The organism is Ornithinimicrobium sp. F0845, assembly GCF_023015765.1.
GTDB lineage: Bacteria > Actinomycetota > Actinomycetes > Actinomycetales > Dermatophilaceae > Ornithinicoccus.
In genome coordinates, this window is the sequence record NZ_JALKAL010000010.1 from 64,441 (window position 1) to 90,346 (window position 25,906).

At 71.8% G+C, this 25,906-nt stretch carries 22 protein-coding genes; 10 read left to right on the top strand and 12 right to left on the bottom strand.

Translation table 11 applies throughout. The features are described from left to right. Window positions 1-48 precede the first annotated feature (48 nt). The 5 genes from MWU75_RS14410 to MWU75_RS14430 all read left to right on the top strand — a co-directional run bounded on the left by MWU75_RS14410 (window position 49) and on the right by MWU75_RS14430 (window position 6,127). Window positions 49-1,044: a stage II sporulation protein M gene (locus MWU75_RS14410; RefSeq protein ID WP_247092020.1), complete on the top strand. Its 996-nt coding sequence runs from the start codon at window positions 49-51 to the stop codon at window positions 1,042-1,044. Between the two features lie 23 nt (window positions 1,045-1,067). Then, complete coding sequence (locus MWU75_RS14415; protein WP_247092022.1) at window positions 1,068-1,619, top strand: AAA family ATPase; 552 nt, start codon at window positions 1,068-1,070, stop codon at window positions 1,617-1,619. A gap of 197 nt (window positions 1,620-1,816) precedes the next feature. Then, entirely contained in the window at window positions 1,817-2,020 is a 204-nt protein-coding gene (locus MWU75_RS14420; protein WP_247092024.1) for a hypothetical protein, read from the top strand. Between the two features lie 154 nt (window positions 2,021-2,174). After that, the gene (locus MWU75_RS14425; protein ID WP_247092026.1) at window positions 2,175-5,147 is read left to right on the top strand and encodes a LuxR family transcriptional regulator; all 2,973 of its coding nucleotides are present in this window, start codon (window positions 2,175-2,177) and stop codon (window positions 5,145-5,147) included. Window positions 5,148-5,266: 119 nt separating this feature from the next. After that, window positions 5,267-6,127, top strand: a complete 861-nt coding sequence (locus MWU75_RS14430) for an alpha/beta hydrolase (protein ID WP_247092027.1) — start codon at window positions 5,267-5,269, stop codon at window positions 6,125-6,127. A gap of 68 nt (window positions 6,128-6,195) precedes the next feature. Here the strand turns inward: MWU75_RS14430 and MWU75_RS14435 are convergent, their stop codons facing one another. The 6 genes from MWU75_RS14435 to MWU75_RS14460 are packed head-to-tail and all read right to left on the bottom strand — an operon-like array spanning window position 6,196 to window position 12,450. Further along, window positions 6,196-7,491, bottom strand: coding sequence for a DUF58 domain-containing protein (locus tag MWU75_RS14435; protein WP_247092029.1), 1,296 nt, complete (start codon window positions 7,489-7,491; stop codon window positions 6,196-6,198). 41 nt (window positions 7,492-7,532) lie between these two features. Further along, a complete protein-coding gene (locus MWU75_RS14440; protein ID WP_247092031.1) occupies window positions 7,533-8,561 on the bottom strand; it encodes a MoxR family ATPase in 1,029 nt (342 codons plus the stop codon). Further along, a complete protein-coding gene (locus MWU75_RS14445; protein ID WP_247092033.1) occupies window positions 8,558-9,727 on the bottom strand; it encodes a DUF4350 domain-containing protein in 1,170 nt (389 codons plus the stop codon). Before MWU75_RS14445 ends, MWU75_RS14440 begins: the two co-directional genes overlap by 4 nt. After that, the gene (locus MWU75_RS14450) at window positions 9,724-10,338 is read right to left on the bottom strand and encodes a DUF4129 domain-containing protein (RefSeq protein WP_247092035.1); all 615 of its coding nucleotides are present in this window, start codon (window positions 10,336-10,338) and stop codon (window positions 9,724-9,726) included. The genes MWU75_RS14445 and MWU75_RS14450 overlap by 4 nt, the downstream gene beginning before the upstream one ends. Before the next feature lie 2 nt (window positions 10,339-10,340). Next, a complete protein-coding gene (locus tag MWU75_RS14455) occupies window positions 10,341-11,810 on the bottom strand; it encodes a hypothetical protein (protein WP_247092037.1) in 1,470 nt (489 codons plus the stop codon). Further along, window positions 11,794-12,450 (bottom strand): ATP-binding protein, encoded by a 657-nt coding sequence (locus MWU75_RS14460; protein ID WP_247092038.1) that lies wholly within the window; start codon window positions 12,448-12,450, stop codon window positions 11,794-11,796. Before MWU75_RS14460 ends, MWU75_RS14455 begins: the two co-directional genes overlap by 17 nt. A 173-nt stretch (window positions 12,451-12,623) precedes the next feature. On the opposite strand from MWU75_RS14460, the gene MWU75_RS14465 reads away from it, so the two are divergent. Next, complete coding sequence (locus MWU75_RS14465) at window positions 12,624-13,214, top strand: hypothetical protein (protein ID WP_247092040.1); 591 nt, start codon at window positions 12,624-12,626, stop codon at window positions 13,212-13,214. Between the two features lie 197 nt (window positions 13,215-13,411). Here the strand turns inward: MWU75_RS14465 and MWU75_RS14470 are convergent, their stop codons facing one another. From MWU75_RS14470 to MWU75_RS14480, 3 genes are all read right to left on the bottom strand, one after another. Next, the gene (locus MWU75_RS14470; protein WP_247092042.1) at window positions 13,412-14,542 is read right to left on the bottom strand and encodes a type IV toxin-antitoxin system AbiEi family antitoxin domain-containing protein; all 1,131 of its coding nucleotides are present in this window, start codon (window positions 14,540-14,542) and stop codon (window positions 13,412-13,414) included. A 279-nt stretch (window positions 14,543-14,821) separates the two neighbouring features. Next, the gene (locus tag MWU75_RS14475) at window positions 14,822-16,555 is read right to left on the bottom strand and encodes a phospho-sugar mutase (RefSeq protein WP_247092044.1); all 1,734 of its coding nucleotides are present in this window, start codon (window positions 16,553-16,555) and stop codon (window positions 14,822-14,824) included. Between the two features lie 2 nt (window positions 16,556-16,557). Beyond that, window positions 16,558-17,415, bottom strand: a complete 858-nt coding sequence (locus MWU75_RS14480) for a purine-nucleoside phosphorylase (protein ID WP_247092046.1) — start codon at window positions 17,413-17,415, stop codon at window positions 16,558-16,560. Between MWU75_RS14480 and MWU75_RS14485 the strand changes: the two genes are divergently transcribed. Further along, window positions 17,388-18,854: an NAD(P)H-quinone dehydrogenase gene (locus MWU75_RS14485; protein WP_247092048.1), complete on the top strand. Its 1,467-nt coding sequence runs from the start codon at window positions 17,388-17,390 to the stop codon at window positions 18,852-18,854. The genes MWU75_RS14480 and MWU75_RS14485 overlap by 28 nt on opposite strands. Window positions 18,855-18,977: 123 nt before the next feature. Here the strand turns inward: MWU75_RS14485 and MWU75_RS14490 are convergent, their stop codons facing one another. The 3 genes from MWU75_RS14490 to MWU75_RS14500 all read right to left on the bottom strand — a co-directional run bounded on the left by MWU75_RS14490 (window position 18,978) and on the right by MWU75_RS14500 (window position 23,674). Further along, the gene (locus MWU75_RS14490) at window positions 18,978-20,588 is read right to left on the bottom strand and encodes a Na+/H+ antiporter NhaC family protein (protein WP_247092051.1); all 1,611 of its coding nucleotides are present in this window, start codon (window positions 20,586-20,588) and stop codon (window positions 18,978-18,980) included. 77 nt (window positions 20,589-20,665) lie between these two features. After that, entirely contained in the window at window positions 20,666-22,438 is a 1,773-nt protein-coding gene (locus tag MWU75_RS14495; RefSeq protein WP_247092053.1) for a biotin carboxylase N-terminal domain-containing protein, read from the bottom strand. 33 nt (window positions 22,439-22,471) lie between these two features. After that, complete coding sequence (locus MWU75_RS14500; protein ID WP_247092055.1) at window positions 22,472-23,674, bottom strand: cysteine desulfurase-like protein; 1,203 nt, start codon at window positions 23,672-23,674, stop codon at window positions 22,472-22,474. 105 nt (window positions 23,675-23,779) lie between these two features. Between MWU75_RS14500 and MWU75_RS14505 the strand changes: the two genes are divergently transcribed. The 3 genes from MWU75_RS14505 (at window position 23,780) to MWU75_RS14515 (ending at window position 25,847) form a co-directional block, all read left to right on the top strand. Next, entirely contained in the window at window positions 23,780-25,042 is a 1,263-nt protein-coding gene (locus tag MWU75_RS14505; protein WP_247092057.1) for an alpha-hydroxy acid oxidase, read from the top strand. 65 nt (window positions 25,043-25,107) lie between these two features. Further along, on the top strand, window positions 25,108-25,395 hold the full coding sequence (locus MWU75_RS14510; protein ID WP_247092059.1) for a type II toxin-antitoxin system Phd/YefM family antitoxin: 288 nt from the start codon (window positions 25,108-25,110) through the stop codon (window positions 25,393-25,395). Further along, window positions 25,392-25,847 carry a PIN domain-containing protein gene (locus tag MWU75_RS14515; RefSeq protein WP_247092061.1) on the top strand — a complete coding sequence of 152 codons (456 nt, stop codon included), beginning with the start codon at window positions 25,392-25,394 and terminating at the stop codon, window positions 25,845-25,847. The genes MWU75_RS14510 and MWU75_RS14515 overlap by 4 nt, the downstream gene beginning before the upstream one ends. Window positions 25,848-25,906 lie beyond the last annotated feature (59 nt).

The following is a 25,906-nucleotide window of genomic DNA, read 5'->3' on the forward strand; positions in this document are numbered from 1 at the left end:
CACGCTGCGGTGAGCACACGGCATACTGCCTGCGCCTATCCTTGCCGCGTGGACCTTGACGCACTGGTGACCCGGCGCCGGCCGGGGTGGGAGCGCCTGCGCGTGCTGTCCAGGCAGCGGCGGCTCGGGGGCGCGGAGGCGGATGAGCTGCTGGACGGATACCAGCGGGTGGCGACCGACCTGTCGACCGTGCGCTCGACCGCGCCGGACCCCTCCCTGGTCACCCACCTGTCCGGGCTGCTGGCCGGGGCCCGGCTGCGGTCCGCGGGCACCCGGACGTTCTCCTGGGACATGGTCGGGCGCTTCTTCGTCGAGGACTTCCCGGCCGCGCTCTACCGGCTGCGGTGGTGGTGGATCCTCACGGCGCTGGCCAACGTCGTCGTGGGGTTCGCGCTCGGCATCTGGCTCTATCACAACCCCGTCGTGGAGAACTCGCTGCTCTCCTCGGCGCAGGTCCAGCAGCTGGTGCAGAGCGACTTCGAGTCCTACTACTCCGAGAACGCCGCCAGCAGCTTCGCGACCCTGGTGTGGATCAACAACGCGTGGGTCGCGGCGCAGTGCATCGTCTTCGGCGCGCTCGGGCTGCCGGTGATCTATGTCCTCTGGCAGAACATCTCCAACGTCGCTGTGATCGGGTCGCTGATGCACCAGCACGGTCGGGCGGACGTGTTCTGGGGGCTGATCACCCCGCACGGGCTGCTCGAGCTGACCGCGGTGTTCGTCGCCGGTGGGGTGGGGCTCCGGCTGTTCTGGGCGTGGGTGGCGCCCGGGCCGCGCACCCGGCTGTCGTCGCTGGCGCAGGAGGGGCGGACCGCGGCCGGCGTGTCGCTCGGGCTCATCGTGGTGCTGCTCATCTCGGGGCTCATCGAGGCGTTCGTGACGCCCTCGCCGCTGCCGACCTGGGCGCGCGTGGGCATCGGCGTGCTCGCGCTGGGGCTGTTCGTGCTCTACGTCTTCACCCTCGGCCGCTCCGCGGTCCGGCGCGGCATCAGCGGTGACGTGGACGAGAGCCTGACGGCGGCCTCGGCCCCGACGGCGGGCTGAGCTCCGACCCCTAGACTCTGCCGGTGCTCACCGCCAGGGACCCGTTGCCGCACCGGCCGCGCCGGGTCCTCGTGGCCGGCATCAGCGGCAGCGGCAAGACCACGCTCGCGGGGCGCATCGCGGAGGAACTCGACATCCCGCACACCGAGCTCGACGGGTTGCACCACGGCGCCGGCTGGATCCCCAGGCCGGAGTTCCTGGACGACGTCAGGTCGCTGGCCGCCCGTGAGACGTGGGTGACCGAGTGGCAGTATGCCGGGGCGCGCCCCCTCCTGGCCGCGCGGGCGGAGCTGCTGGTCTGGTTGGACCTGCCCTTCCCCCTGACCCTCAGCCGGGTGGTGCGGCGCACGGTGCGGCGCCGCGTGCGCCGGGAGGTGCTCTGGAACGGCAACGTGGAGCCGCCGCTGCACACCGTGCTCACCGACCGCGAGCACGTGGTGCGCTGGGCCATCTCCGGCCGGCACAACCTGGACCGGCGCGTGCCGGCTGTCCTGGCGGAGCATCCGCAGCTGGCCGGTGTGCGGCTCACGAGCCGACGCGACGTGGAGGCCTGGATGGCCCGCCTGCGCGGCTGAGCGTTGCCCCGGACTGCCTCGTGCCCGCGTGCCTGCCGTCTAAGGCGTTGCCCTGTGGGGTAAGGCGCAGCCCTGTGCACTAAGGCGAGGCCGGACCGAAAGTTAGGGCACCTGCCCGATGTGCTCACCCGTCCTTAGGGACGACTGTTGGTGTCATCAGCCCAGCAGGGCACCGACACCACGAGGGAGCAGGAACCATGACTTTCCAGAACATCACCGTCGCACAGTCCGTGGCCGCCGAGCGTGAGGCTGCTCTGGTCCGCAACCTGGAGATCGACCGGCGCGCAGCGCTGCGTGGTCCCGGCCTCCGGCTGGATGGCCGCACCCGCCGCGTGCCGACGCTGCTGGCGCGCGTCACCCACCTGTCGGCCGGTCCCGCTCGCATGGTCCCGTCGGCGTGAGTCTTGCCCGGCAGACCCGCTGGCCACCCCCACCGGGCACACCCGCCGGCCACCGTCGTTGACCGCCCCGCCACCAGGTGAGGCGGTCTTCGATCGTCCGGTCGCCCCTGGGGAGACCCTTTCCCCTGCTGGTCCGGACTGGCAGGATGCCCGCATGGCGACCGTGGCCAGCAGTCCGAGGATGGTGGGTCGAGATCACGACCTTGCTGCGATGCTCGCGGCCCTGGAGTCCAGCAGCAACGGTCAGCCGGTGACGATCCTCGTGCGCGGTGAGGCGGGGATCGGCAAGACCCGCCTGCTGCAGGAGTTCCACGCGGCGGTCGCCGAGCGTTCCTGGGACAAGCCGGTGGTGACCGCGACGGGGCAGTGCCTGGACCTCGGCCCGGTGGGCGCGGCGTTCGGACCGGTGCGCCGCCTCCTGCGGGACGTGTGGGCCGAGGTGGGGCCGGACGCCTTCGTCGCTGCGGCGCAGTCGCCGGCGATCCTGGCCACGCTCGGCACGCTGGTGCCCGAGGTCGTGGTCCCGGACGGAGCGGTGACCGGCGGGTCCGAGTTCGTGACCGAGGCCATCGAGACGCTGGTGGAGAACCTCAGCGCAGACCACCAGCTCGTGCTGGTGCTCGAGGACCTGCACTGGGCGGATGCCTCCACCCTGGCGCTGCTGAAGACCCTGGCGACGACCCTGCGTGGTGGTGACGTCATCGTCGTGCTGACCTATCGCAGCGACGACGTCGACCGGTTCCACCCCCTGCGCCCGGTCATCGCCGAGCTCGAGCGCAACCGCGCCGTGCTCCGGGTGGAGCTGGAGCGACTCAACCCCGCAGAGGTGATGGAGCTCGCCGGGGGGATCGCCAGCTCAGCCTCCTCGCAGGTCGGCCCGGATCTGGCCGACCGCAGCGGCGGCATCCCGTTCCTGGTCGAGGAACTCCTGGGCCTCGGTGACGGCGAGCTGCCAGACACGCTGCGCGACCTGCTGCTCTCGCGCTACGAACGGCTCTCCGACGCCGCCCGGACCGTGGTGCGGGTCGCCTCAGCCGGTGGTGTCCATGTGGAACACGACGTGCTGCTCGAGGTCTCCGGGGAGTCGGCCGAGGTCCTCGACGACGCGCTGCGCGAGGCCATCGAGGCGCGGGTGCTGGTGAGCGACGGCGACGGCTACGCCTTCCGGCACGCGCTCACCCAGGAGGGTGTCCACGACGACCTGCTCGCCAGCGAGCGGATCAGGTTCCACACGGCCTACGGCGAAGCGCTCGAGCGGAGCCGGTCAGGGGGCGGCTCGGTGGAGTCCGCGGAGATCGCCTTCCACTGGCGTCTGGCCAGGGATCCGCGCCGTGCCCTCGCGGCCACGGTGGCCGCCTTCGACGAGGCTCGTGCCCGGGACGACGTCTTCACGATCCTGAAGCTGGCAGACAGCCTCGCTGACCTGTGGCCCCAGGTGCCGGACGCCGACGACGTCGCGGGGCGGGGCCTGTGGGAGGTGCTTGCGGAGGCCACTGCCGCCAGTCTGCGCGGGGATGATCCTGTGCGGGGCGTCAGGCTGGCCGACGAGGGGTTGGCGCTCTGCCCTGTGACGGCGCGCAGGACGAGGGCACGGCTGCTCCTGCTGAAACGGATGCAGCAGTACAACGCAGGGATCGAGGGTGACCCGGCACTCCTCCGGGAGGCCGCGGACCTGCTGGCCGACAGCGACGAGCAGGCGGATGAAGCGCTGCTGGCCCAGGTGCTGTCACACACCATCGCCTTCGGGGAGGGCACTGGGCAGGATGCCGCCGCCGTCATGCAACGAGCCCTGGAGATGGTGCACCGGTCCGGCTCCGCCGACGACGTGGTGCGCGTGATCATGGCGCACGCCAGCAACCTGATCCAGGAGGGCCGCGTCCTCGAGGGGGTGGAGGTGCAGTCCCAGGTGGCGAGCCTGCCGGTGGGTCCGCTCGCCAAGTTCACGGCCGTCACCTACGAGATGGACTCCTGGTGCTACCTCGGCGAGTACGACCGCTCGATCGATCGCGGCGAGGCCGCGATCGAGGAACTGAAGGAGGCGGGGCTGGAACGGTCGATCGGGGCCGAGGTGGCCGCGAACCTGATCGAGGCGACGATCGCCGCGGGGCGTCCGGCGCGAGCACTGGAGCTGCTGCCGCGCTCGCTCCAGCTGACCCGTGGCGCACCCTGGATCTCCTACCTCGGGCGGTTGATGGCTGCCCACCACGCCTGGAACGACAACGTGGACGGGGCCGCCGAGATGCGGGCGCTCGGCCCGGCCGAGGTACGGGCGGCCGACGCCGAGGAGCGGGCCGGATGGGCACGGGTCGATGCCGAGCGTCTGCTCGGCGAGGCCATCGACGCTGCCTCGGCCCAGGACCGCAACCAGCTGACCGCGCAGGCGCTGTCGGCGGTCGCCCTGCTCACCCGGCCCGAGACGGAGATGTGGTTCTACCTGCTGCCGATCATCCCCGCGGCTGCTCGCGCCGTCGGAGCAGGCCGGCGACACCACGTCCCCGTCGATCCCGCGCTGGAGGCAGGACTGGCGGACCTGCTGGCCTCGCTGCCCGACTACCCGATCGCCACGGCGTGGACGGCCCTGGCCGGGGCCGAGCTGGGCGGTGCCGACCCTGCGGCGCCGGAGGCCGTGCCCGGGTGGCAGGCCGCGGTCGCGGCACTCGAGGAGGTCAGGGCGCCGGTCTGGTACCTGCCCTACGCCCACTACCGCCTGGCCGAGGCCCTGATCGCACATGGTGACCGTGACGCCGCGGTGGGCTCGTTGCAGTTCGCGGCAGAGTTCCCGGCGGAACGGGGCGTGGCCATCGTCAGCCGGTGGGCGCGCGAGCTCGCAGCACGTGCGGGCCTGACGATGACCCCCGCCGGGCACACCAGGGCCGGCACGTCGAGTCATCCGACCGGGATCGACTCGCTGACGGCTCGCGAGCAGCAGGTCCTCGCGCTGCTGGCAGAGGGTCTGTCCAACCCGGAGATCGGCAGGCAACTCTTCATCAGCCCCAAGACGGTGAGCGTGCACGTGTCGGCGATCTTCGGCAAGACCGGCACGGGCTCACGGGCGGAGGCGGCGGCATACTTCGTGGCACACCGGGCACCGACCCATCACACGACAGACGTAAGAAGGACATCATGACCCAGACCGCACCTCCCTCCGTCAGCACGCGACACCTGGTCGACCCGGAGACGCTGGCCATGCTGGAGGTCTTCCCTCCGCTCAACCTCAGCCCGTAGTCGCTCGCGACCGTCCGGGAGATGCTGGCGATGCCGGTCGAGGGCGCACCGGACCCCGAGGAGCTCTACCCGGACGTGACCACCACCGAGCACCACGTGCCAGGGGCGGTGGGCGACCCAGACGTGCGGATCCTGTACTACGAGCCCAAGAACAGGGCGACGACCAGCCCGGCACTGGTGTGGATCCACGGAGGCGGCTACGTCCTCGGGACGGCCGACAGTGACGAGATCCTGTGCCGGCGGATCGCCACCGAGACCGGCGCCGTCATCGCCTCGGTCGACTACCGTCTGGCGCCGGAGACCAGCGCGCCCGGTCTCGTGGAGGACTGCTACGCCGCGCTGCGGTGGGTGCACGAAAACGCCGCCGAGCTGGGCGTGGACCCCGCCCGTGTCGCGGTCGGCGGTGCCAGCGCCGGTGGTGGGCTGGCAGCGTGCCTCGCGATCCTGGCCCGGGACCGCGGTGAGTTCCCCGTCGGCTACCAACTGCTCATCTACCCGATGTTGGACGACCGCACCTCCAGCTCGCGGGACGCCCACCCCTATGCCGGGGAGTTCATCTGGACCCCCGGTGACAACCGCTTCGGCTGGGCCTCGATCCTCGGCCACGAGCCGGGTGGTGACGGGGTCTCGCCGTACACCGCGGCCGCGCGCGTGGAGGACGTGACCGGGCTCCCTGCGACCTTCATCAGCGTGGGGGCTCTCGACCTCTTCCTCGAGGAGGACCTCGACTACGCCCGGCGACTCATCGCCGCCGGCGTAGCCACCGAGCTGCACGTCTACCCGGGTGGCTACCACGCCTACGACATGGTCGCCGAGGCGCGGGTGACGAACGCCTACTACCGGGACTTCCTCGGGGCGCTCAACCGGGCGTTCAACGGCTGACGCAGCACCACGGACCGATCCGGCCGGGCGCGTAGTCACCTGACGGCGCCCGGCTGCTGGCGCACCCGCTACAGAAGCCCCTGGGCCTTCAGCGCCAGGTAGTGGTCGGCCAGCCGCGGCGGCAGCTCCTCGGGGTCGGCGTCGATGACGTGCACGCCCATGCGCTCGAGCGCGTCGGCGGTGCGCTGGCGCAGCGAGACCGTGCGCTCGGCGGCGGCCGCGTCGTAGACCGAGTCAAGGTCCCCGAGGTCCTCGCGCATCCTGCCCAGCTCGGGGTCGGCCACGGAGGCGACCACGACGCGGTGGTGCGCGGTCAGCGCCGGCAGGACCGGGATCAGCCCCTCCTCGACGGCGGCCGGCTCCATCGCCGTGAGCAGCACCACGAGCGCGCGGCGCCGGGTCAGCCCGGTGACCTTGCCGGCCAGCATCGTCCAGTCGGCCTCGACCAGCACCGGCTCGATCGGTGCCATCGCCGTCACCAGCTGGTGCAGCAGCGCCTTCCGGTCGGTGTTGGGTGTGACCCGCCCCCGGACCCGACGGTCGCCGGCGATCAGGTCGATCCGGTCACCGGCCCGCGAGGCCAGTGCCGCCAGCAGCAGCGCCGCGTCCATGGCGGCGTCCAGCCGCGGCTGGTCGTCGATCCGGGCGGCGCTGGTGCGGGAGGTGTCCAGCACCAGGATCACGCGCCGGTCCCGCTCCGGCTGCCAGGTCCGCACCACGACGTGCTGCCGCCGCGCCGTCGCCCGCCAGTCGATCGAGCGCACGTCGTCACCCTCGACGTAGTCGCGCAGCGAGTCGAACTCCGTCCCCTGCCCCCGGGTCCGCACCGCGGAGCGCCCGTCGAGCTGCCGCAGCTGCGCCAGACGGCTGGGCAGGTGGCGCCGGGAGTTGAACGGCGGCAGGGCACGCACCGACCCCGCCACCTGCACCGAGCGCTGCCGCGCCGCGACCCCCAGCGGTCCCCACACCCGCACGGTCAGCCGGTCGGTCGGCCGGTCGCCCCGGCGGGTCGGCAGCAGGTGCGTGGTCAGCCGGCGTCGCTCGCCGCCCGGCACGTCGAGAGTATGCCGTGCGCTCGAGGCCCCCGCGGACGGCACCCAGGCGTCGCGCACCTGGCCGCGCATCCGGCGGCGGGTCGGGTTGGTCACCGTGAGCGTCGAGGTGGCGGGCTCGCCGAGGCGGACCTGCTGGTCCTCCGACCGGCTCCAGCCGAGCCTCCTGGGCGAGGGGGCCAGCAGCAGGTCCAGCCCGATGACGACCAGGACGCCGAGCAGCCACCAGCGGACCGTCGTCATCGACGGCCACTGCAGGATCGGGACCAGGCCCAGGAGCACCAGGGCCACGGCCCGCCAGCTCAACGCCATACTGCCGCCCGGGGCGGGGGAGCGGGGATCATCGGCCCACCTCAGCGGGGGACCGGCACGGAGTTCAGCGCGCTGTCCAGCACGGAGGTCACCGACACGCCCTCGAGCTCGGCCTCGGGCCGCAGCGCGAGCCGGTGGCCCAGCGTGCCGTGCGCCAGGGCCTTGACGTCGTCGGGCGTGACGAACGAGCGACCGTTGAGCCAGGCCCAGGCCCGGCTCGTGCTCATCAGGGCGGTCGCGCCACGGGGGCTGACGCCCAGCTGCAGCGAGGGGGACTGCCGGGTGGCCCGGGCGATGTCCACGATGTAGGCCACGACCTCCGGCGCCACCTGCACCTGACGCATCGCCGCGGCCCCGGCGCGCAGGTCCGCAGGCCCGGCGACCGGTCGCACCCCGGCCCCGGCCAGGTCGCGCGGGTTGAACCCGGCGGCGTGCCGCTGCAGCACCTGCATCTCGTCCTCGCGAGGCGGGATCGGCAGCACCACCTTGAGCAGGAACCGGTCCAGCTGGGCCTCGGGGAGGGGATAGGTGCCCTCGTACTCCACCGGGTTCTGCGTCGCCGCGACGAGGAAGGGATCGGGCAGCGGCCGCGGCGTCCCGTCGATCGTCACCTGTCGCTCCTCCATCGCCTCCAGCAGCGAGGACTGGGTCTTCGGGGGCGTCCGGTTGATCTCGTCGGCGAGCAGCAGGTTGGTGAAGACCGGTCCCTCGCGGAACTCGAAGTCGCTGGTGCGCGAGTCATAGACCAGGGATCCGGTCACGTCGCCGGGCATCAGGTCAGGGGTGAACTGCACCCGCTTGGTGTCCACGTCCAGCGCCGCGGCGAGGGTGCGGACCATGAGCGTCTTGGCCACACCGGGCACCCCCTCGAGCAGGATGTGCCCACGGGCCAGCAGCGCCACGATCAGCCCGGTGACCGCCTGGTCCTGCCCGACGAGGGCCTTGCCCACCTCGACCCGGACCCGGTGCAGCGACTCCCGGGCCTGCTCCGGGCTGCGCTCGCCCTGCCCTACGTGCCCCTGTCCGACGTGTCCCTGTCCGTCGCGTCCCTGCTCGTCCTGCGTCGTCATCCGATCATCCCTTCCTCGAGGGACCGCACCTCGCGGGCGATCCGGACCAGTGTCTCGTCATCGGGTGCTGCCGGGTCGACCAGCAGCCGGTGGAGCTCGTCGGTATGCCGTCCGGTCGCCTCCGCGAGCAACCGCACGACCTGTTGTGGCTGGGCGTGGGCGCTCAGGCCGAGCCGGACCGCGAGCCGTCGGCGCGCCGCAAGCTGTAGCGCCGCGAGGGCGCGCTCGCGGTCCTCTGCACGGCGGTACATTCGGCTGCGACTCTGCGTCGTCTCCACCGAGCGGATCACGGCTGGCAGGGGCTCGGTCACGACCGGCCCCAGCCGCCGGCCGCGCCAGATCATGGTGGCTAGCAGGGCCAGCGCCAGCAGCCACACCGAGGGCAGGAAGGCGTCGGGCAGCACGTCCATGAGGGACTGCGGCGCGGCGTCGTCGCCGGCGTCGGCCACGGCTGGGACATACCAGACCAGGCGCGGGTGGGCCCCGAGGAGCCGCAGCCCCGCGGCGGCGTTGGCGTCGTCCAGGATGCGCTCGTTGGTCAGCGACCCGGCGATGCCGGCCACCACCGTGTCCGGGCGGCTCCCGTCGGCGGGGAGCTCGACGACGAACCCGGCCTGGGCGCCGCCCGCGTTGTAGCCCGGCGTCGGGGGGAAGCACGGCAGGGCCGAGCCGCGCGCGCCGGTCACCTCGACGAGCCGGTTGGCGTGGCTGAGCTCGTCTCCGTCGCGCCAGTTGACCAGGGTGGCCTCGCAACCCGGTGCCGCGGCGCCCACCTGCGGGTGGCTGGTGCCCTCCACGGGGAGCCCCAGGACGTCCTCGCTGTTGCCCTCGGGACTGAGGACGACCAGCCGACCGGCGCGCCCGGCATACTGCATCAGGTCCTGACCAGCGTCCTGGCCGATCAGGGCTGTCCCCGCGACGAGGACCGTGGTGTCGGAGGAGACGTCGGTGCGCAGCAGCTGGGGCAGGCCGCGGGCGACGGTGACGTCTACGCCCTCCTGCTCCAGCACCCGGGCCAGCGCCTGCATCCCGTTGTCCTCGGGATTGTCCGGGTCGAACGGCAGCTGGTTGGCGGTGCGCATGCCGTTGAGGACGGCCGCACCGACCGCGATGAGGAGCACGAGCAGACCCCACAGGGCCAGCCGCCGTGCCGTGCGCGCGGTCATCCGACCCGCACCCGCGCCGGTCGGGTCCGGGCCAGCACCCGGTCCAGCTCACGGACCCGCTCGGCCTCCTCGCGGGTGGCGTGCTGGTCGCCGTAGCAGACCGCGTCGAACCGGTCGGCCGCAGCCAGCAGGGGGTCGGCGTGGCCCGGGAAGGGGGCGCGGAGTCCGACGGCGATCTCGTGCGCGGTGGTGCCGGGCAGCTCGTCCAGCAGCGCCCGCTCGTCGGTGGCGGCCGCGATCGCGCGGTAGGAGTCGAGCAGCACCGCGTCCCAGTGCCCGGCGCGTGCGGCCGCCGCAGCCCGGGCGCGGTAGTCCTCGGCGGTCAGTCCGGTCTCCGCCAGCACCGGCCCGGAGGACCGGTCAGTGAGCTTGCGGGTGCGGCGCGTGCCCCGGACCGCGAAGTAGATGGCGACGCCCACGAGCGCGAGCACCACCCCGAGCAGCAGGGTGGACAGGGCATTGGACCCGGGCATGATCTCGATGAGGCTGTTGAGGCGTTCGAGCAGCCAGTTGAGTGCCTTGACGATGAAGGACTCGGGGCGGTTGTACTCGGCGCCCGCGAGCTCGCGCTGCAGCAGCTCCCGGGCCTCGTCCCGGTCCGGATCCAGCACGGTCAGTCCCGTCGGGCGGCGGCGCGCTCCTGCGCGGCCCGGACCAGACCGACGTCGAGGCCCTCGCGGCGGATCCGCTGGTCGAGGTAGAGCAGGGCCGTCACACCTGCGGTGAACGGGGTCACGATGGCGCCGATCAGGAAGGTGCTCAGGTGGTCGATGATGACCTGCAGGTAGTACTGCGTGCTGACGTCGCCGGAGAACAGCTCGATCAGCATCCCGATCAGCACCCCCAGGAGCCCGCCGACCATCGCGGAGAACAGCAGGGCCACGATCCCGGCGAGCAGCGTGATGCCCAGCACGCGCCAGGCCTGCCCGCCCTGGGTGAGCGCCCAGCTGCGCTTCAACCCGGTGACCGGCCCGGCCTTCTCCAGGACGACCGCGGCCGGGCCCAGGGAGAGCCGTGCGTAGAGCCAGAGCATCAGCGGGATGAACGCCAGCATCCCCAGCACCATCAGGATCGCCCCGATCGGACCGATGGCGAAGGTCAGGGCGAGGCCGCCGAGGATCACCACGAGACCGAGCCCGAAGATCGCCAGGAAGGACAGGATGGAGATGCCGATGAGCGCCGGGATCCGGCCCTTGACGGCCTGCCAGGTCTGCCCGATCCCGACCCGGTCGCCGAGCGCCGCCTCGCTGACGACGTAGATCACGAAGCCGCTGAGCGCCAGCGTGGCCAGCGAGTTGAGGAGCGTCGGGACCAGGCTGGCGATCGCGATCTGGTCGATGAGCCCGAGGTTCGGGAAGAGCGTGGGGATCACCATCGTGAACGCGAGCGAGGGCACGAGCATCACGGCGAGCACCAGCACGGCCATCCCGATCGTGGCCTCGGGGTTGCGCCGCATCGTCTTCAGCGAGCCCTCGAACATGTCGCCCAGCGTCAGGCGCCGCAGCGGGATGACCCCGGGCTGGTGCATCCGGACCAGGTCCTCCGGCGGGAGGTTGTGCCACGGGGTCTGCTGTCCGTAGGCGGGGTGTTGGCCATAGGCGGGGGGCTGCTGGCCGTAGCCCTGGCCATAGGCGGGGGGCTGCTGGCCGTAGCCCTGGCCGTACGCGGGGGGCTGCTGGCCGTAGCCCTGGCCGTACGCGGGAGGTTGCTGGCCGTAGGCGGGCGGTTGTTCGCCGTACGGGGACTGAGCGCCGTAGCCCTGGCCGTAGGCGGGCGGCTGGTTGCCGTACGGCGGCGGGAACGCCGAGGTCTGCGGAGGCTGCGGGATCGGCGAGGTCTGGGGAGCCTGCGGGATCGGCGACGTCTGCGGCGGCTGCTGAACCGGCCCCGTGGGCGGGGGAGGGACCTGACCCGCCTGCCCCACGTCATACTGCGGCTGATCAGTCTCCTCGGCAGGCGGCTGCAGGCCACCGTCCTCGGGTCGGACATAGCGACCGGGCTGCCAGTAGTCCTGCCCGTCGGAGGAGTCAGCGTCGTCCGCGCCGGGCGCGGACCAGCGGTTCTCGTCAGGAGGCTGTCCCACGTCGCCACCCCTCCTGCTCGTCGTGCACGGTCAGTTGCCGGACCCTGGCCTCGGCCTCGCGCGCGGTCATCGGCTCGGCGCCCAGTGCCTGCTGTGCCCTGACGATACCCGGCTCGAGGCGACGCAACGCCAGCCCGCGCCGCACCAGCGTCAGGGGCGGCTTGCGGCGCTCGGAGAGATCGCGCACGAGGCGCCGGGCGAAGGTCTTGGTCGGGTGGTTGCGGATGCACCAGGCCGCGGCCAGCAGTCCGCGCTCGGACAGGCCAGGCACCGTGTCGGCGGCGAAGATGCCCTCGGCGATGACGATCGGGTGCCCCCCGCGCTCGAGCTGCTGGGTGCCGGTCGCGCGGGAGGTCGAGATGTCGTAGACCGGGACCTCGACGGCGCCCTCGCGGCACAGCGTCTCCAGCGCGTCGAGCGCGTCGTCCAGCCGCCAGGAGCGCACGTCGTCCCAGTCCGGCAGGCCCGCCTGCGGGCTCATCGGCAGGCCGGGGTCGTCGCCGTCGCGATAGAAGTCGTCGAGCTGCACCACCGGCCAGGCGTGCGCGGCGTGCAGCCGCTTCGCCAGCCGCGACTTGCCGGCACCGCTGGGGCCGGCGAGCACCAGCACCCGGGCGGGGCGGGAGGGATCGGTGCTCATGGGGGCCGAGTTTACGTGTCGCCCCCGGGCCCGGCGTGCCCTGTCGCGCAGGGTTCCGCGTGCCCTGTCGCGCGGGGCTCCGCGTGACCAATCGCGCAGGGTCCCGTGTGCCCAGTCGCGCAGGGTCCGCGTGCCCCGGCCCGGACAGGCCGGCGCTCTAGACTGACCGCACCATGGCTACCGCTGAGACGACGACCTATCGCACGCTGCCGGCACGGATCACCGGGACCGCGATCGTGGTGGCTGCCCTCGTCCTCGCGGCCGTGATGGGGGCGATCGAGGGCAACCTCGGCAACAACCCGCTGTCGCCGATCGCGTTCATGGGGGTCATCGCTGCGATCGCCTGGGTGCTGCTGCTGCGACCGCGCGTGGTCCTCGGCCCCGACCGCGTGGAGCTGCGCAACCTGGTGACCGACGTGGTCGTGCCCTTCTCCCGGCTGGCCTCCGTCGAGCGCAAGTGGGCCCTCGAGTTGGTCGACAACGCCGGGACCAAGCACAGCTCGTGGGCCATCCCGATCCGGCGCGAGCTGCGCCCGCGCAAGGACATCGACAGCTATGCGGAGGCGACGACCCGCGGCAAGACCGCCGAGGGCAACAACGCCGAGGTCATCTCCGGTCACGTCGAGCGCGAGGTGCAGCGGTGGAAGCTGGCGGGCGGGGTCGACGAACCGGGCGAGGGGGCGCACCGCACCTGGGCGCGCAGCGCGATCCTGCCGCTGCTGGTCTCGGTGGTCTTCCTGGTGGTCGTGCTCACGTTCGGGTGACTCTGTCCGCAGAACCTCGGTCTGACGGTCGCGGCCGCCTCTCGTCGGGTATCCGCGCGTTGCGTGTGGGATCTGTGCCCGTGTGTGGCTTTTGGTCCCCTCTGGGGGCTTTTTCCCACACACGGGAACAAAGTCCACACGCGAGAGCGTGAGATAGGCCCAGGCGCACGGGCGCCTGGAGATGCACGCCGAGTTCCTCACGTCGACGTCACCGATGAGGAGGCAGCCTTCCCTGCAGGTTGAGTGCGTGCACTCCACTGCTCGAGGATGTCGCAAGCCGGGCTGCACGGTGTCGGTACCCCGTCCCAGCCCCGGTGGGCCATCGTGGAGGCTACGTCCAACGCGACCTGGCACGGGTCCTCCGCCGCGTCCCAGGTCACCCGCAGGGTCATCTCGCCCCTCGCAGCCGCTTGCCGGTCCCGGCGCCGGTCCTCGTGGAAGCGGTCGCCACCGTGCCAGGCCACACCGTCACCCTCGATGCGGATGCCGAGTGCCCGGTTGCGCAGGTCGCAGCGCCGGACTCGGCGTCCACCAGCGCTGACGCCATCGTCCGGTGCACCTCCAGGGGCGGAGCGGTTCTCCGTCGCATCGGGGGGCCTGACGTCCGTAGAAGTGCTGGGTGTGCGGCTGTCGTCGTCGAGCTGGTCCTGCACGTCGAGCGGGTCCTGCAACCGGAAGCCGGGCAGGCCGTGTGCCCTGATCACGTGTCGGAGTATCCGGGACTCCAGTGAACTCTCGACGCCCTCCGCTGCGTCGGCGCAGGCAGCGCGCAGTCTGTTCGACATCGGGTGCCCATGCTGTGCGTCCAACAATTCGAGCAGTGCGGAGGGCTCGAGCAGATTCTTCTGGGCTGCACGACCGAGGAGGGCCGCGGTGTCGTCGAGCGTGAACCCTGCTTGGGCGGTCAGATCGAGCACGGTCTGCCGGATGCTGGTCACCGGAAGCCTCTTTCGTCGGACGACCTCGACTCGCCGTCTCCGCATGACGCGAAAGCCTGGTTGACGCTTCACCGTGCGCTCCGCCGGGACTGACACGGTGAGCATGGCGGGCTGTGACTTCTCAAGCCCCCAGACGTAGGCCGCAGCGTAGTGCGAGAGTGCTGCACCCTTGCCGGCGTACAGGACTGCGGCCCAGGCACGGGTCCACCAGTCGACCTTCGCATTGTGCGTCGCGTAAACGCCGGGGTGGATGTTCTGCCACTTCTTCGTCCGCACCTGCAACGCAACTTCCTTGGCGGTCATGCCGGCGGCCAGCGCCTGCTTTCTGCTGATCGCCCAGTGTTGCTGGCCCGCGAGACTCCGCACGGTTTGCTCGGTCTGGTGATCCATCGCCGCAGCCTGCCGGACGACCCAGGTCGGCCGCAGGAACTATCCACAGCCCCGGCCTGTGCGTGCGGGCGACGAACGCGGGCACGAGCGGGGCGCGGCACGGGCGGTGGGTGGCGCGGGCGGTGGGGTGGCACGGCCCGGCGGGGTGTGTGGAAAATGTGCCCCTGTGTGGGATCTGACCCCGCTGGAGGGGTCAATAGCCACACACGGGAACGGATGCCACACACGGGAACGTCACTACGGGAACGGATGCCACACGGGAGAGCCCGTGGCGGCAGGTCAGGCCCGGGTGAGCTCCTCCATGGTGGCCCGGACAGCGGCCAGGCGGCGGGCAGCCTCGGCACGGGCGTTCGCGAGAGCGCGTGCAGCCTCGGCACGGGCGTTCGCCAGAGCACGGGCAGCCTCCGCGGGCTCCGCCAGACCCACACCCTCCACGGGCACGATCGCCTCGAGGTAGACCTTGAGCTTGGGCTCGGTGCCGCTCGGTCGCACGATCACGCGGGTGTCGTCGGCCAGGAGGTACCGCAGGCCCTCGGTAGGCGGCAGGCCGCCGGCGCCCAGGGCGAGGTCCTCGACGCTGGTCACGGCCGAGCCACCCAGCTCGGTCGGCGGCGCGGCGCGGAGCCGGTCCATGACCGGGGCGATGAGCGCGAGGTCGGTGACCCGCACCGAGAACGCGTCGGTCTGGTGGACGCCGTGGGCCAGGGCCAGGTCGTCCAGCACGTCCGTCAGCCGACGACCGTCAGCCTTGAGTGTCGCCGCGAGCTCGGCGACCAGCAGGGCCGCGGTGATCCCGTCCTTGTCCGGCACGTTGGCGGGGTCGACGCAGTAGCCGAGCGCCTCCTCATAACCGAACCGCAGACCCTCGACGCGGCCGATCCACTTGAAGCCGGTGAGCGTCTCCTGCGCGGGCAGTCCCGCGGCACGAGCCATCGCGGCGAGCAACCGCGAGGAGACGATGGACCGCGCCAGGACGGTGTGCTCGCCCTCAGGGTCCACGCCGCGGTTGATGATGTGCTGCCCCAGCAGGGCGCCGACCTCGTCGCCGCGCAGCATGCGCCACCCCTGGCCGTCCTCGACGGCGACAGCGCACCGGTCGGCGTCCGGGTCGTTGGCGATCACGAGATCGGGCCGGACCTTCTCGGCCTGCGCCAGAGCGGCATCGATCGCGCCCGGCTCCTCGGGGTTGGGGAAGGAGACCGTCGGGAACTCGGGGTCCGGAGCGGACTGGGTGAGCACGGCCTGCGGCTCCGGGAACCCGGCCGCGGCGAAGGCACGCAGCACGGTGTCTGAGCCCACCCCGTGCAGCGCGGTGTGGACCACCGAGACGTCACGGGGGCTGTCGGGAGCCACGACGGAGGCGGCGGTCGCGACATACTCATCGAGCAGCCGGTCGTCCAGGGTCTCCCAGCCGGTCCTGGCCAGAGGCACGTCCGCGGCGCGGGTCACGGCGGCGATGTGCGCGGCGATGTCGCTGTCGACCGGGGGCACGATCTGCGAGCCGTCGCCGAGATAGACCTTGTAACCGTTGTCCTGCGGCGGGTTGTGGCTGGCCGTCACCATCACGCCCGCGTCGGCGCCCAGGTGCCCGATCGCGAAGGCGAGCACGGGCGTCGGCAGCGGGCGGGGCAGCACCAGCGCCCGCCCGCCGGCCGCGGTCACCACGGCCGCGGTGTCCCGGGCGAACACGTCGGAGTTGTAGCGCGCGTCGAAGCCGATCACCACGGTCGGCTCGGGATCGACCCGCTCCCTCAAGTATGTCGTGAGGCCGGCTGCCGCACGGATCACCACCACCCGGTTCATCCGGTTGGGCCCGGCACCCAGTGCCCCGCGCAGGCCGGCCGTGCCGAACTCCAGGAACCCGGAGAACCGGTCCGCCAGGTCGGCGAGCGCCTCCTCGTCGGAGGAGCGGGCCGCCTCCAGGACGCCGGACAGCTCGGCGCGGGTGTCCGGGTCGGGGTCGTCGGCGAGCCACGCCTCGGCGAGGGAGACGAGGTCGGTGGGTGACGGCATACTCAGATCCTCGCCACGATCTGGGAGAGCAGCTCGCCGCAGCGCTGGGCCGCGGCCTGACCTGCCTGCATGACCTCCTCGTGGGACAGCGCGGTCTCGCTGATGCCGGCCGCGGCGTTGGTGACCAGGGACACGCCCAGGACGTCCATCCCGGCCTCGCGCGCCGCGATCGCCTCCAGCGTCGTGGACATCCCGACGAGGTCGCCACCCAGGATCTTGGCCATCTGGACCTCGGCCGGTGTCTCGTAGTGCGGCCCGCGGAACTGGACGTAGACACCCTCGTCGAGGCTCGGGTCGACCTCGCGTGCCAGGTCGCGCAGCCGCGGGGTGTAGAGGTCGGTGAGGTCGACGAAGTTGGCGCCCTCGACGGGCGACTCGCCCGTCAGGTTGATGTGGTCCCGGATGAGCACGGGCGTGCCGGGAGCCCAGGCCGGGTTGAGGCCGCCGCAGCCGTTGGTGAGCACGATCGTCCGGCAACCCGCCGCGGCCGCCGTGCGCACGGCGTGCACGACCGCGCGGACGCCGCGGCCCTCGTAGAAGTGGGTGCGGGTGCCGAAGACCAGGGCGCGCTTGCGGCTGCCGGACACGGCGACCGAGCGCATGGTGCCGGTGTGGCCGGCGACGGCTGCGCCGGTGAAGCCCGGTACCGCTGTGTTGTCGACGGTGGCGACCGTCTCACCGATGAGATCGGCGGTCGGTCCCCACCCGGATCCGAGGACCAGGGCGATGTCGTGGGTGGCGGCGCCGGTGCGCTCGGCGATGACGGTGGCCGCGGCGCGGGCCACCTCTGCAGGGGTTTCGGTGGTCACCGGGGCAGCGTACCGATGGTTGGATGGGTCCCGTGAGTGGAACGCAGACATCAGTGGTCATCGTCGGAGGCGGCCCGGGCGGATATGAGGCTGCCCTGCCCGCTGCGCACCTGGGAGCCAGGGTCACCGTGGTCGAGCGCGAGGGTGTGGGGGGCGCCGCCGTGCTCACCGACTGCGTTCCCAGCAAGGCGCTGATCGCGACCGCCGACTTCATGGACCGCTTCAGCGCGGCCGAGCGGATCGGTGTCCACTTCGACGACGCGCCGGGCGACCAGGGGGTGACCGCGCACCTGCCCGAGGTCAACGAGCGCATCATGGGCCTGGCCGGGGCGCAGAGCCAGGACATCCGGGGCAAGCTGGTCGCCGCGGGCGTCGAGGTCGTCCAGGGCGCCGGCCGCATCGTCCGCCCCGGACTGGTCGAGGTGGCGACCGGCGTGGGGAGCGTCGAGTCGGGTGAGGAGCCGGCGCCGTCCGGCGCCGAGCGGGCCGGCCAGACCAGGAGCCTCGAGGCCGACATGATCCTGGTCGCCACCGGGGCCCGCCCCCGGGTGCTGGACACGGCGGTGCCCGACGGCGAGCGCATCCTGACCTGGCAGCAGATCTATGACCTGACCGAACTGCCCGAGCACCTGATCGTCATCGGGTCCGGTGTGACCGGTGCCGAGCTCGCCCACGCCTATCTCGGTCTCGGGTGCCGCGTCACGCTGGTCTCCTCCCGGGACCGTGTCCTGCCCGGCGAGGACCAAGACGCCGCGACCGTGCTGGAGGAGGTCTTCCGCGGCCGCGGCATGGAGGTGCTCAACCGGTCCCGCGCAGGTGGGGTCGTCCGCGACGGCGACGAGGTGGTGGTGACCCTCGTGGACGGGCGCGAGGTCCGGGGCTCCCACGCGCTGCTGGCCGTCGGTTCCATCCCGAACACCCAGGACCTGGGGCTGGAGGAGTCGGGCGTCGTGCTCTCGGAGTCGGGCCACGTCGTGGTCGACCGGGTCTCGCGGACCTCGGTGCCCGGGATCTATGCCGCAGGGGACTGCACGGGCGTCCTGCCCCTGGCTTCCGTGGCGGCGATGCAGGGTCGGATCGCGGTCGCGCACGCCCTGGGCGACGCGGTCGCGCCGCTCAACCTCGGGCGGGTCAGCTCCAACATCTTCACCGACCCCGAGATCGCCACCGTCGGTGTCTCCCAGGCCGATGTGGACTCCGGCAAGGTCGACGCACGCTCGGTGATGCTGCCGCTGACCGGCAACCCGCGCGCCAAGATGCAGAACACCAAGCACGGGTTCGTCAAGATCTTCGCGCGCAAGGGCAGCGACACGATCCTGGGCGGCGTCGTCGTGGCCCCCCGGGCCAGCGAGCTGATCTTCCCGATCACGCTGGCCGTGGCCAACCGGCTCAACGTCGACCAGTTCGCCTCGACGTTCACCGTGTATCCCTCGATGTCCGGCTCCATCGCCGAGGCGGCCCGGCAGCTGCACAGCACGGAGACCGACTGATCGCGGCGTCTGGTCTCCCCCCGGCGCTCACCGGGACTGGTGCCCGGTGAGGCGTGAATGCGGGGTTGGTGCTCGGCTAGGCCGAATGCCGCGCAGTGAGCAGTGTGACTGGTGTGGCAACGGCTAGGCCTGGACGCGTTCTGCCTGCTCCTCGGTCGGGATCTCCTCCTCCAGCGGCGTGAGCAGGGTCTTGGCCGCGAGGGCTCCCAGCGCCAGGAAGCCGAGCGTGGCCAGCAGGCCGACCAACCCGTTGATTGTCAGGGCGAACACGACATAACCCAGCAGGGCGATGGCTGCGCTGACGAGGGCATAGGGCAGCTGGGTGGTCACGTGCGTCATGACGTTGGCCCCGGATCCGGTGCTGGACAGGATGGTCGTGTCGCTGATGGGGGAGCAGTGGTCGCCGAAGACAGCGCCAGCGAGCACCGCGCCGAAGGCCGGGAGCAGGAGCTCGGCGCCGCCGTCGACGCTGTTCATGATCTGCCCTGCGATGGGCAGCAGCAGACCGAACGAGCCCCACGAGGTGCCGGTGGAGAAGGCCATCGCCCCGGCCAGGCAGAACATCAGGGGGATCAGCCAGGCGGGGGGCACCGCGGCGTGGTTGACCAGGTCGCCGAGGTACTGGCCGGTGCCGAGCTGGCCGATCAGGTCGCCGAGCATCCACGCGAGCAGCAGGATCGACACCGCGGGCATCATCGACTTGATGCCTTCCCAGAAGCCGAGCCCGAGGGTTGAGGGGCTGAACTTCGGGTTGGCCGTGGTGTAGCGGAGGTAGTAGTAGAGGGCCGCGGCCAGACCGAGTCCGCCGCCCCAGAGGAGCGACAGGCTGACGTCGGTGTTGGCGAAGATCGAGAGCACGTCCCAGCTGCCACCACCCTGGTAGCCGGTCCAGATGATGCCCCCGAGGACGCCGACGACCAGGAGGACGAACGGGATGATCAGGGCGCGCTTGGAGCCGGGGTGGTGCACGGGCAGGTCCTCGGCCAGCTCACCGGGGATGATCTCGTCGGGGTTGAAGGTCCTGCCGGCGGTGATAGCTCGCCGCTCCTCGGTGCGCATCGGGCCGATCTCGACGTGCAGCATGACGGTGACCCAGACCATCAGGACGGCCACGATGGCGTAGTAGTTCATGGCGGCGGCGCCCAGGAACGCCTCCACATCGCTGACCACCAGCGCGGAGCTGGCGACGATGGGCGCCATGATGCCGATGATGCTGGCGCCCCAGCTGGAGAACGGTGCCAGCACGGCGACCGGCGCCGAGGTGGAGTCGACGACGTAGGCGAGCTTGGCCCGGGACACGTTGTGCTTGTCGGTCACCGGACGGGCCACCTGCCCGACGGCCAGGGCGTTGAAGTAGTCGTCGATGAAGATGACGATGCCGAGGACGGCCGGGAGGATCTTGGCGCCGCGCCGCGTGTGGATGCGCTCGACCGCCCAGTCCGAGAAGGCTCGCGTGCCCCCGGACATCATGATCAGGGCCGCGATGATCCCCAGGAGCAGGGTGAAGACCAGGATGAAGACGTAGTAGGTGTTCACCGCGCCCTCGTCCCAGAAGATCACGCGGAAGGCGTTCCACACCAGGCTGAGGGTCTCCAGCGGATTGAAGCCGGCCACCAGCAGCGCGCTGGCCACCACGCCGGAGCCCAGGCTGAGCAGGACCCGTTTGGTGATGAGCACCAGCGCGATCGCGATGACCGGCGGCAGGACCGTCAGGATGGGGTAGTCGTCGACCATGGCACGCCCTCCGCTCAAGTGGTGGGTCCGAGCCAACCACTGTCAGGCCACGGCCGCTACCCGTCTGCGGGCGGGCGTCAGTCCTTGAGCTCGCAGATGGCAGCGCCGTTGCCGACGGTCTGGCCGACCTCGGCGGACAGGCCGGTGACGGTGCCGGCCTTGTGGGCGTTGATCGGCTGCTCCATCTTCATCGCCTCGAGCACCACGACCAGGTCACCCTCGGCGACCTGTTGGCCCTCCTCGACAGCGATCTTGACGATCGTGCCCTGCATCGGCGCGGTCACGGCGTCGCCCGAGGCCGCGGCGGCACCGCCGCCGGAGCGGGAGCGCTTCGGGGCCTTCTTCCGCGCGCCGCCGCCGCTGCCGCCACCCAGGGCCAGGCCGCCCGGCAGGGAGACCTCGATGCGCTTACCGCCGACCTCGACCACGAGGTTCTGGCGCTCCGCGGGCTGGTCGTCGGCGTCTGCCGTTGGCCCGGCATACGGCTCGATCTGGTTGTCGAACTCGGTCTCCATCCAGCGGGTGTGAACCGAGAACGGCTGCTCGGGGTCCTCCGGGGCGAAGGCCGGGTCCTCCACGACGGCGCGGTGGAAGGTGAGCGCGGTCGGCATCCCCTCCACGACGAACTCGGCGAGCGCGCGGCGGGAGCGGGCCAGCGCCTCCTGGCGGTCCCGGCCGGTGACGATCAGCTTGGCCAGCATGGAGTCGAAGGCGCCGGCGACCACGTCACCCTCCTCGACGCCGGAGTCCAGGCGGACACCCGGCCCGCTGGGCACCTTGTAGGTCAGCACGCTGCCCGGCGCCGGCAGGAAGCCACGGCCCGGGTCCTCGCCGTTGATGCGGAACTCGATGGAGTGCCCGCGGACCTGCGTGGCGTCGTATCCCAGCTCCTCGCCGTCGGCGATCCGGAACTGCTCGCGGACCAGGTCGATGCCGGTGACCTCCTCGGTGACCGGGTGCTCAACCTGCAGGCGGGTGTTGACCTCGAGGAAGGAGATGGTGCCGTCCTGGCCGACGAGGAACTCGCAGGTGCCGGCCCCGACGTAGCCGGCCTCCGTCAGGATCGCCTTGGAGGCGCGGTCCAGCTCGGCCTGCTGCTCCGAGGACAGGAACGGCGCGGGGGCCTCCTCGACCAGCTTCTGGTGGCGGCGCTGCAGGGAGCAGTCGCGCGTGGACACCACGACGACGTTGCCGTGCTGGTCGGCCAGGCACTGGGTCTCCACGTGCCGCGGCTTGTCGAGATAGCGCTCCACGAAGCACTCGCCGCGCCCGAAGGCGGAGACCGCCTCGCGGACCGCCGAGTCGAACAGCTCGGGGATCTCCTCGATGGTGCGGGCCACCTTCAGGCCGCGGCCGCCACCGCCGTAGGCCGCCTTGATCGCGACCGGCAGACCGTGCTCCTGGGCGAACGCCACGACCTCGTCGGCGTCGGCGACCGGGTCATTGGTGCCGGGCACCAGCGGCGCGCCGGCCGCGGTCGCGATGTGCCGCGCCTTGACCTTGTCACCGAGGGAGTCGATCGCCTCGGGGCCGGGCCCGATCCAGGTCAGGCCCGCGTCGATCACCGCTTGGGCGAAGGAGGCGTTCTCGGCGAGGAAGCCGTAGCCGGGGTGCACCGCGTCGGCGCCCGCCTGGCGCGCGACGTCGATCAGCTTCTCCTGCACCAGGTAGGAGTCGCCGGGGGTGCTGCCGCCCAGCGCGTAGGCCTCGTCAGCCACCTTGACGTGCAACGCGTCCCGGTCGGGCTCGGCATACACGGCGACGGACCCGAGGCCGGCGTCCTTGCAGGCGCGGGCGATGCGGACGGCGATCTCGCCGCGGTTGGCGATAAGGACCTTGCTGATCGGCATGGGGTCACTGTAATGGCAGGGGTCAGCGCCCCTTCACCGTGGCAGGGTGCGCAGCGCCTCCAGCAGCCGGTCGACATCGGAGGCGTCGTTGTAGGGCGCCAGCCCGACGCGCACCCCACCCTCGGCGCCCAGCCCCAGGCGCTGACTGGTCTCCCAGGCGTAGAAGTGGCTCGCGGGGGCGTTGACGCCGTGGTCGGCCAGGTGCTGCCGGACGACCTGGCTGTCGACGCCGTCGACGGTGAACAGCACCGTGGGGGTGCGGCGCACGGCATTGCTGTAGACCCGGACCCCCGGCAGCTCGCGGAGCGGTCCCTCGAGCCGTGCGAGCAGCTCCTCCTCGTGCTCCTCCAGCGCGGAGTATGACGTCACGAGCCGCTCCCTGCGCGTGCCGGTCCGTCCCGGGACCAGGTCGGCGAGGACGTCGACCGCGGCCGTGGTCCCGGCCATCAGCTCGTAGGGGAGGGTGCCCAGCTCGAAACGCTCGGGCACGACGTCGGGGGAGGGCAGCAGCTTGGCCGGGCGCAGCGGCTCCAGCGTCTCGGGCCGGGCTGCCAGCACACCGCAGTGCGGCCCGAGAAACTTGTAGGGGGAGCTGACCCAGAAGTCCGCGCCCGAGGCCTCCAGATCGGGCAGCACGTGCGCCGTCGCGTGCACCCCGTCGACGTAGACCTGGGCACCCTCCTCGTGCACCATCTCGGCGAGGACCGGCAGGTCCGGGCGGGTGCCGATGAGGTTCGAGGCGGCCGTCAGGGCCACGAGCCGGGTCCGGTCCGAGAGCACCCTCGCGAGGTGGTCGGTCGTGAGCTCGCCCGTCGCGGGGTCGAAGTCGAGCCAGCGCAGCGTGGCGCCGGACTGCTCAGCGGCGTAGACCCACGGCCGCACGTTGCAGTCGTGGTCGAGGCGGCTCACCACGATCTCGTCGCCCGGACCCCAGTCGGCGGCCAGGGTGCGGCTGAACTGGAAGGTCAGCTCGGTGGCCGACCGACCGAAGACGATGCCGCGTGGGTCGGCCGCCAGCAGGTCGCCCATCGCCTCCCGGGCCTCGGCCACGATCTGCTCGGCCCGGCGCTCGGCCGCCGTGACCGTGCCGCGGTTGGCCACGGCTGCGGTCAGGGTGGCCGCGACGGCCCGCGCCACCCGTTCGGGCGTCTGGGTGCCGCCCGGGCCGTCGAAGTGGGCGGCCCCCTCGGTGAGGGCGGGGAACTGGGCACGGACGGAGGCCACGTCATACTGCATGAGCTGATCCTGCCCCGTCGCCCCCGGTCAGGTTCAGGGGGGTCGGACCGCGCGGGACGGGACCACCCGGCATCCTTGGGGGACACGTCATACGAAGGAGGCCACGTGGTCCAGCGACAGGTGCCCCGGGCGGCCGAGGTCTTTGAGCTGATGCGCTTGCGCAGGTTCGAGCGCAACGGGAGGACACGGCGCCTCCAGTCGGCGCAGACCATCGAGGACCTGCGCCGGATCGCCAAGCGCCGCACGCCGGCGGCGGCCTTCGACTACACCGACGGCGCGGCCGAGGCGGAGATCTCGCTGCAGCGCGCGGTGCAGGCCTTCGAGGACGTGGAGTTCCACCCGGCGATCCTTAACGACGTCTCGGAGGTCGACACGTCCACGACGGTGCTCGGTGGTCCCTCGGCGCTACCGTTCGGGATCGCGCCGACCGGGTTCACCCGGCTGATGCAGACCGAGGGAGAGGTGGCGGGTGCGGGGTCGGCCGGGGCGGCGGGGATCCCGTTCACACTGTCCACGCTGGGGACGACCTCGATCGAGGACGTGAGGGCGGCGAACCCGCACGGGCGCAACTGGTTCCAGCTGTACGTCATGCGGCAGCGGGAGATCTCCTACGGCCTGGTCGAGCGGGCGGCTGCCGCTGGGTTCGACACCCTGTTCTTCACCGTCGACACGCCGGTGGCCGGGGCCCGGCTGCGGGACACCCGCAACGGCTTCTCGATCCCGCCGCAGCTCGCGCTGCGCACCGTCGCCAACGCCTCGCTCCGGCCCTGGTGGTGGTGGGACTTCCTGACCACGCCGAAGCTGGAGTTCGCCTCCCTGTCCGAGACCGGCGGCACCGTCGGGGAGCTGCTCAACTCGGCGATGGACCCCTCGATCAACTTCGACGACCTGGCCGAGATCCGGGCAATGTGGCCGGGCAAGCTGGCGGTCAAGGGAGTGCAGACGGTGCAGGACGCCAAGACGCTCACCGACCTCGGCGTGGACGCGATCCTGCTGTCCAACCACGGCGGCCGCCAGCTGGACCGTGCGCCCGTCCCCTTCCACCTGCTGCCCGAGGTGGTGCGCGAGGTCGGCGCGGACACCGAGGTCATGGTGGACACCGGCATCCGCAACGGTGCCGACGTGGTGGCCTCCCTGGCGCTGGGTGCCCGGTTCACGCTCGTCGGGCGCGCCTATCTGTATGGCCTGATGGCCGGCGGTCGCGAGGGCGTGGACCGGGCGATCGCGATCCTGGCCGACCAGGTCCGGCGCACCATGCAGCTGCTGCAGGTCCGCACCGTCGAGGAGCTCACCCCCGCGCACGTCACGCAGCTGACGCGCTTCAACCGGGTGGACGTCCAGACGCGGGCGGCCACCGAGGGCGGCTGAACTCCGGGTCAAGTGCCAAAGTAGTGAGAGTTGTACGTAAATGTACATAGATGTACATTTACGTCATGGCCAGCATTAGCGTGAGCACTGCCCGTCAGACGTTGCCCGCCCAGCTCGACCGGGTGCAGGCGGGCGAGGAGGTCGCCATCACCCGACACGGTCGGGTGGTCGCTGTGCTGGTGCACCCAGACGCACTCGCTGCACGCAGAGCGCCTGAGGCCTGGGCCGACGCGGAGGCCATCGGTGCGCGCCTGGAGAGTGCGCGACGGGAGCCGCTGGGGCGACCCGCGATAGTGCGGGAGCGTGCGGAGGCGTTGGTCGACGCGGTGCGCGAGGGTCGGGCTGGGGGATGACGCCGCTGACGGCGTTCGACGCCGATGTGCTCATCTATGCCGCAGCCGCGGATCATGAGCTGGGATCGCGCGTCGCCGCACTCTTCGCCGACCCTGACGAGGCCGGCGTGGCGGGCACCGGATCGGTGTTGCTGCTGCCGGAGGTGCTCGCAAAGCCGATGCGGGATGACCCGGAGTCGGAGGAGGTCGCGGGCCTGCTTGGTCTGTTGAGCCGACTGGAGCTGAGGGCTCTCGATGAGGCCACCGGCAGGCTGGCGCTGGCCCTGGCGGTCAGGCACGGCCTGCGTGCAGCAGATGCGGCACACCTCGCGACGGCGGTCGCTGCGGGAGCCGATCGATTTCTCACCAACAACCGCAAGGACTTCCCGCAGACGATCACCGAGATCGATGTGGTCTACCCCGACGATCTGCCGTCGGTGGGCGGACCGATCGGTAGTCCCCGGCAAGGGTGAGCGGGCGGGCGTGCAAAACCTCGCCAAGAACGCGGCCGGGGCGGACCAGCAAAACCACT

What these genes read in the sequence shown, in the direction of transcription:
- MWU75_RS14420 (WP_247092024.1), top strand. Translation starts at nt 1,817, where the DNA reads ATGACTTTCCAGAACATCACCGTCGCACAGTCCGTGGCCGCCGAGCGT.
- MWU75_RS14425 (WP_247092026.1), top strand. Translation starts at nt 2,175, where the DNA reads ATGGCGACCGTGGCCAGCAGTCCGAGGATGGTGGGTCGAGATCACGAC.
- MWU75_RS14430 (WP_247092027.1), top strand. Translation starts at nt 5,267, where the DNA reads ATGCTGGCGATGCCGGTCGAGGGCGCACCGGACCCCGAGGAGCTCTAC.
- MWU75_RS14435 (WP_247092029.1), bottom strand. Translation starts at nt 7,491, where the DNA reads ATGGCGTTGAGCTGGCGGGCCGTGGCCCTGGTGCTCCTGGGCCTGGTC.
- MWU75_RS14440 (WP_247092031.1), bottom strand. Translation starts at nt 8,561, where the DNA reads ATGACGACGCAGGACGAGCAGGGACGCGACGGACAGGGACACGTCGGA.
- MWU75_RS14445 (WP_247092033.1), bottom strand. Translation starts at nt 9,727, where the DNA reads ATGACCGCGCGCACGGCACGGCGGCTGGCCCTGTGGGGTCTGCTCGTG.
- MWU75_RS14460 (WP_247092038.1), bottom strand. Translation starts at nt 12,450, where the DNA reads ATGAGCACCGATCCCTCCCGCCCCGCCCGGGTGCTGGTGCTCGCCGGC.
- MWU75_RS14465 (WP_247092040.1), top strand. Translation starts at nt 12,624, where the DNA reads ATGGCTACCGCTGAGACGACGACCTATCGCACGCTGCCGGCACGGATC.
- MWU75_RS14470 (WP_247092042.1), bottom strand. Translation starts at nt 14,542, where the DNA reads ATGGATCACCAGACCGAGCAAACCGTGCGGAGTCTCGCGGGCCAGCAA.
- MWU75_RS14475 (WP_247092044.1), bottom strand. Translation starts at nt 16,555, where the DNA reads ATGCCGTCACCCACCGACCTCGTCTCCCTCGCCGAGGCGTGGCTCGCC.
- MWU75_RS14485 (WP_247092048.1), top strand. Translation starts at nt 17,388, where the DNA reads ATGGGTCCCGTGAGTGGAACGCAGACATCAGTGGTCATCGTCGGAGGC.
- MWU75_RS14480 (WP_247092046.1), bottom strand. Translation starts at nt 17,415, where the DNA reads ATGTCTGCGTTCCACTCACGGGACCCATCCAACCATCGGTACGCTGCC.
- MWU75_RS14490 (WP_247092051.1), bottom strand. Translation starts at nt 20,588, where the DNA reads ATGGTCGACGACTACCCCATCCTGACGGTCCTGCCGCCGGTCATCGCG.
- MWU75_RS14495 (WP_247092053.1), bottom strand. Translation starts at nt 22,438, where the DNA reads ATGCCGATCAGCAAGGTCCTTATCGCCAACCGCGGCGAGATCGCCGTC.
- MWU75_RS14500 (WP_247092055.1), bottom strand. Translation starts at nt 23,674, where the DNA reads ATGCAGTATGACGTGGCCTCCGTCCGTGCCCAGTTCCCCGCCCTCACC.
- MWU75_RS14510 (WP_247092059.1), top strand. Translation starts at nt 25,108, where the DNA reads ATGGCCAGCATTAGCGTGAGCACTGCCCGTCAGACGTTGCCCGCCCAG.
- MWU75_RS14515 (WP_247092061.1), top strand. Translation starts at nt 25,392, where the DNA reads ATGACGCCGCTGACGGCGTTCGACGCCGATGTGCTCATCTATGCCGCA.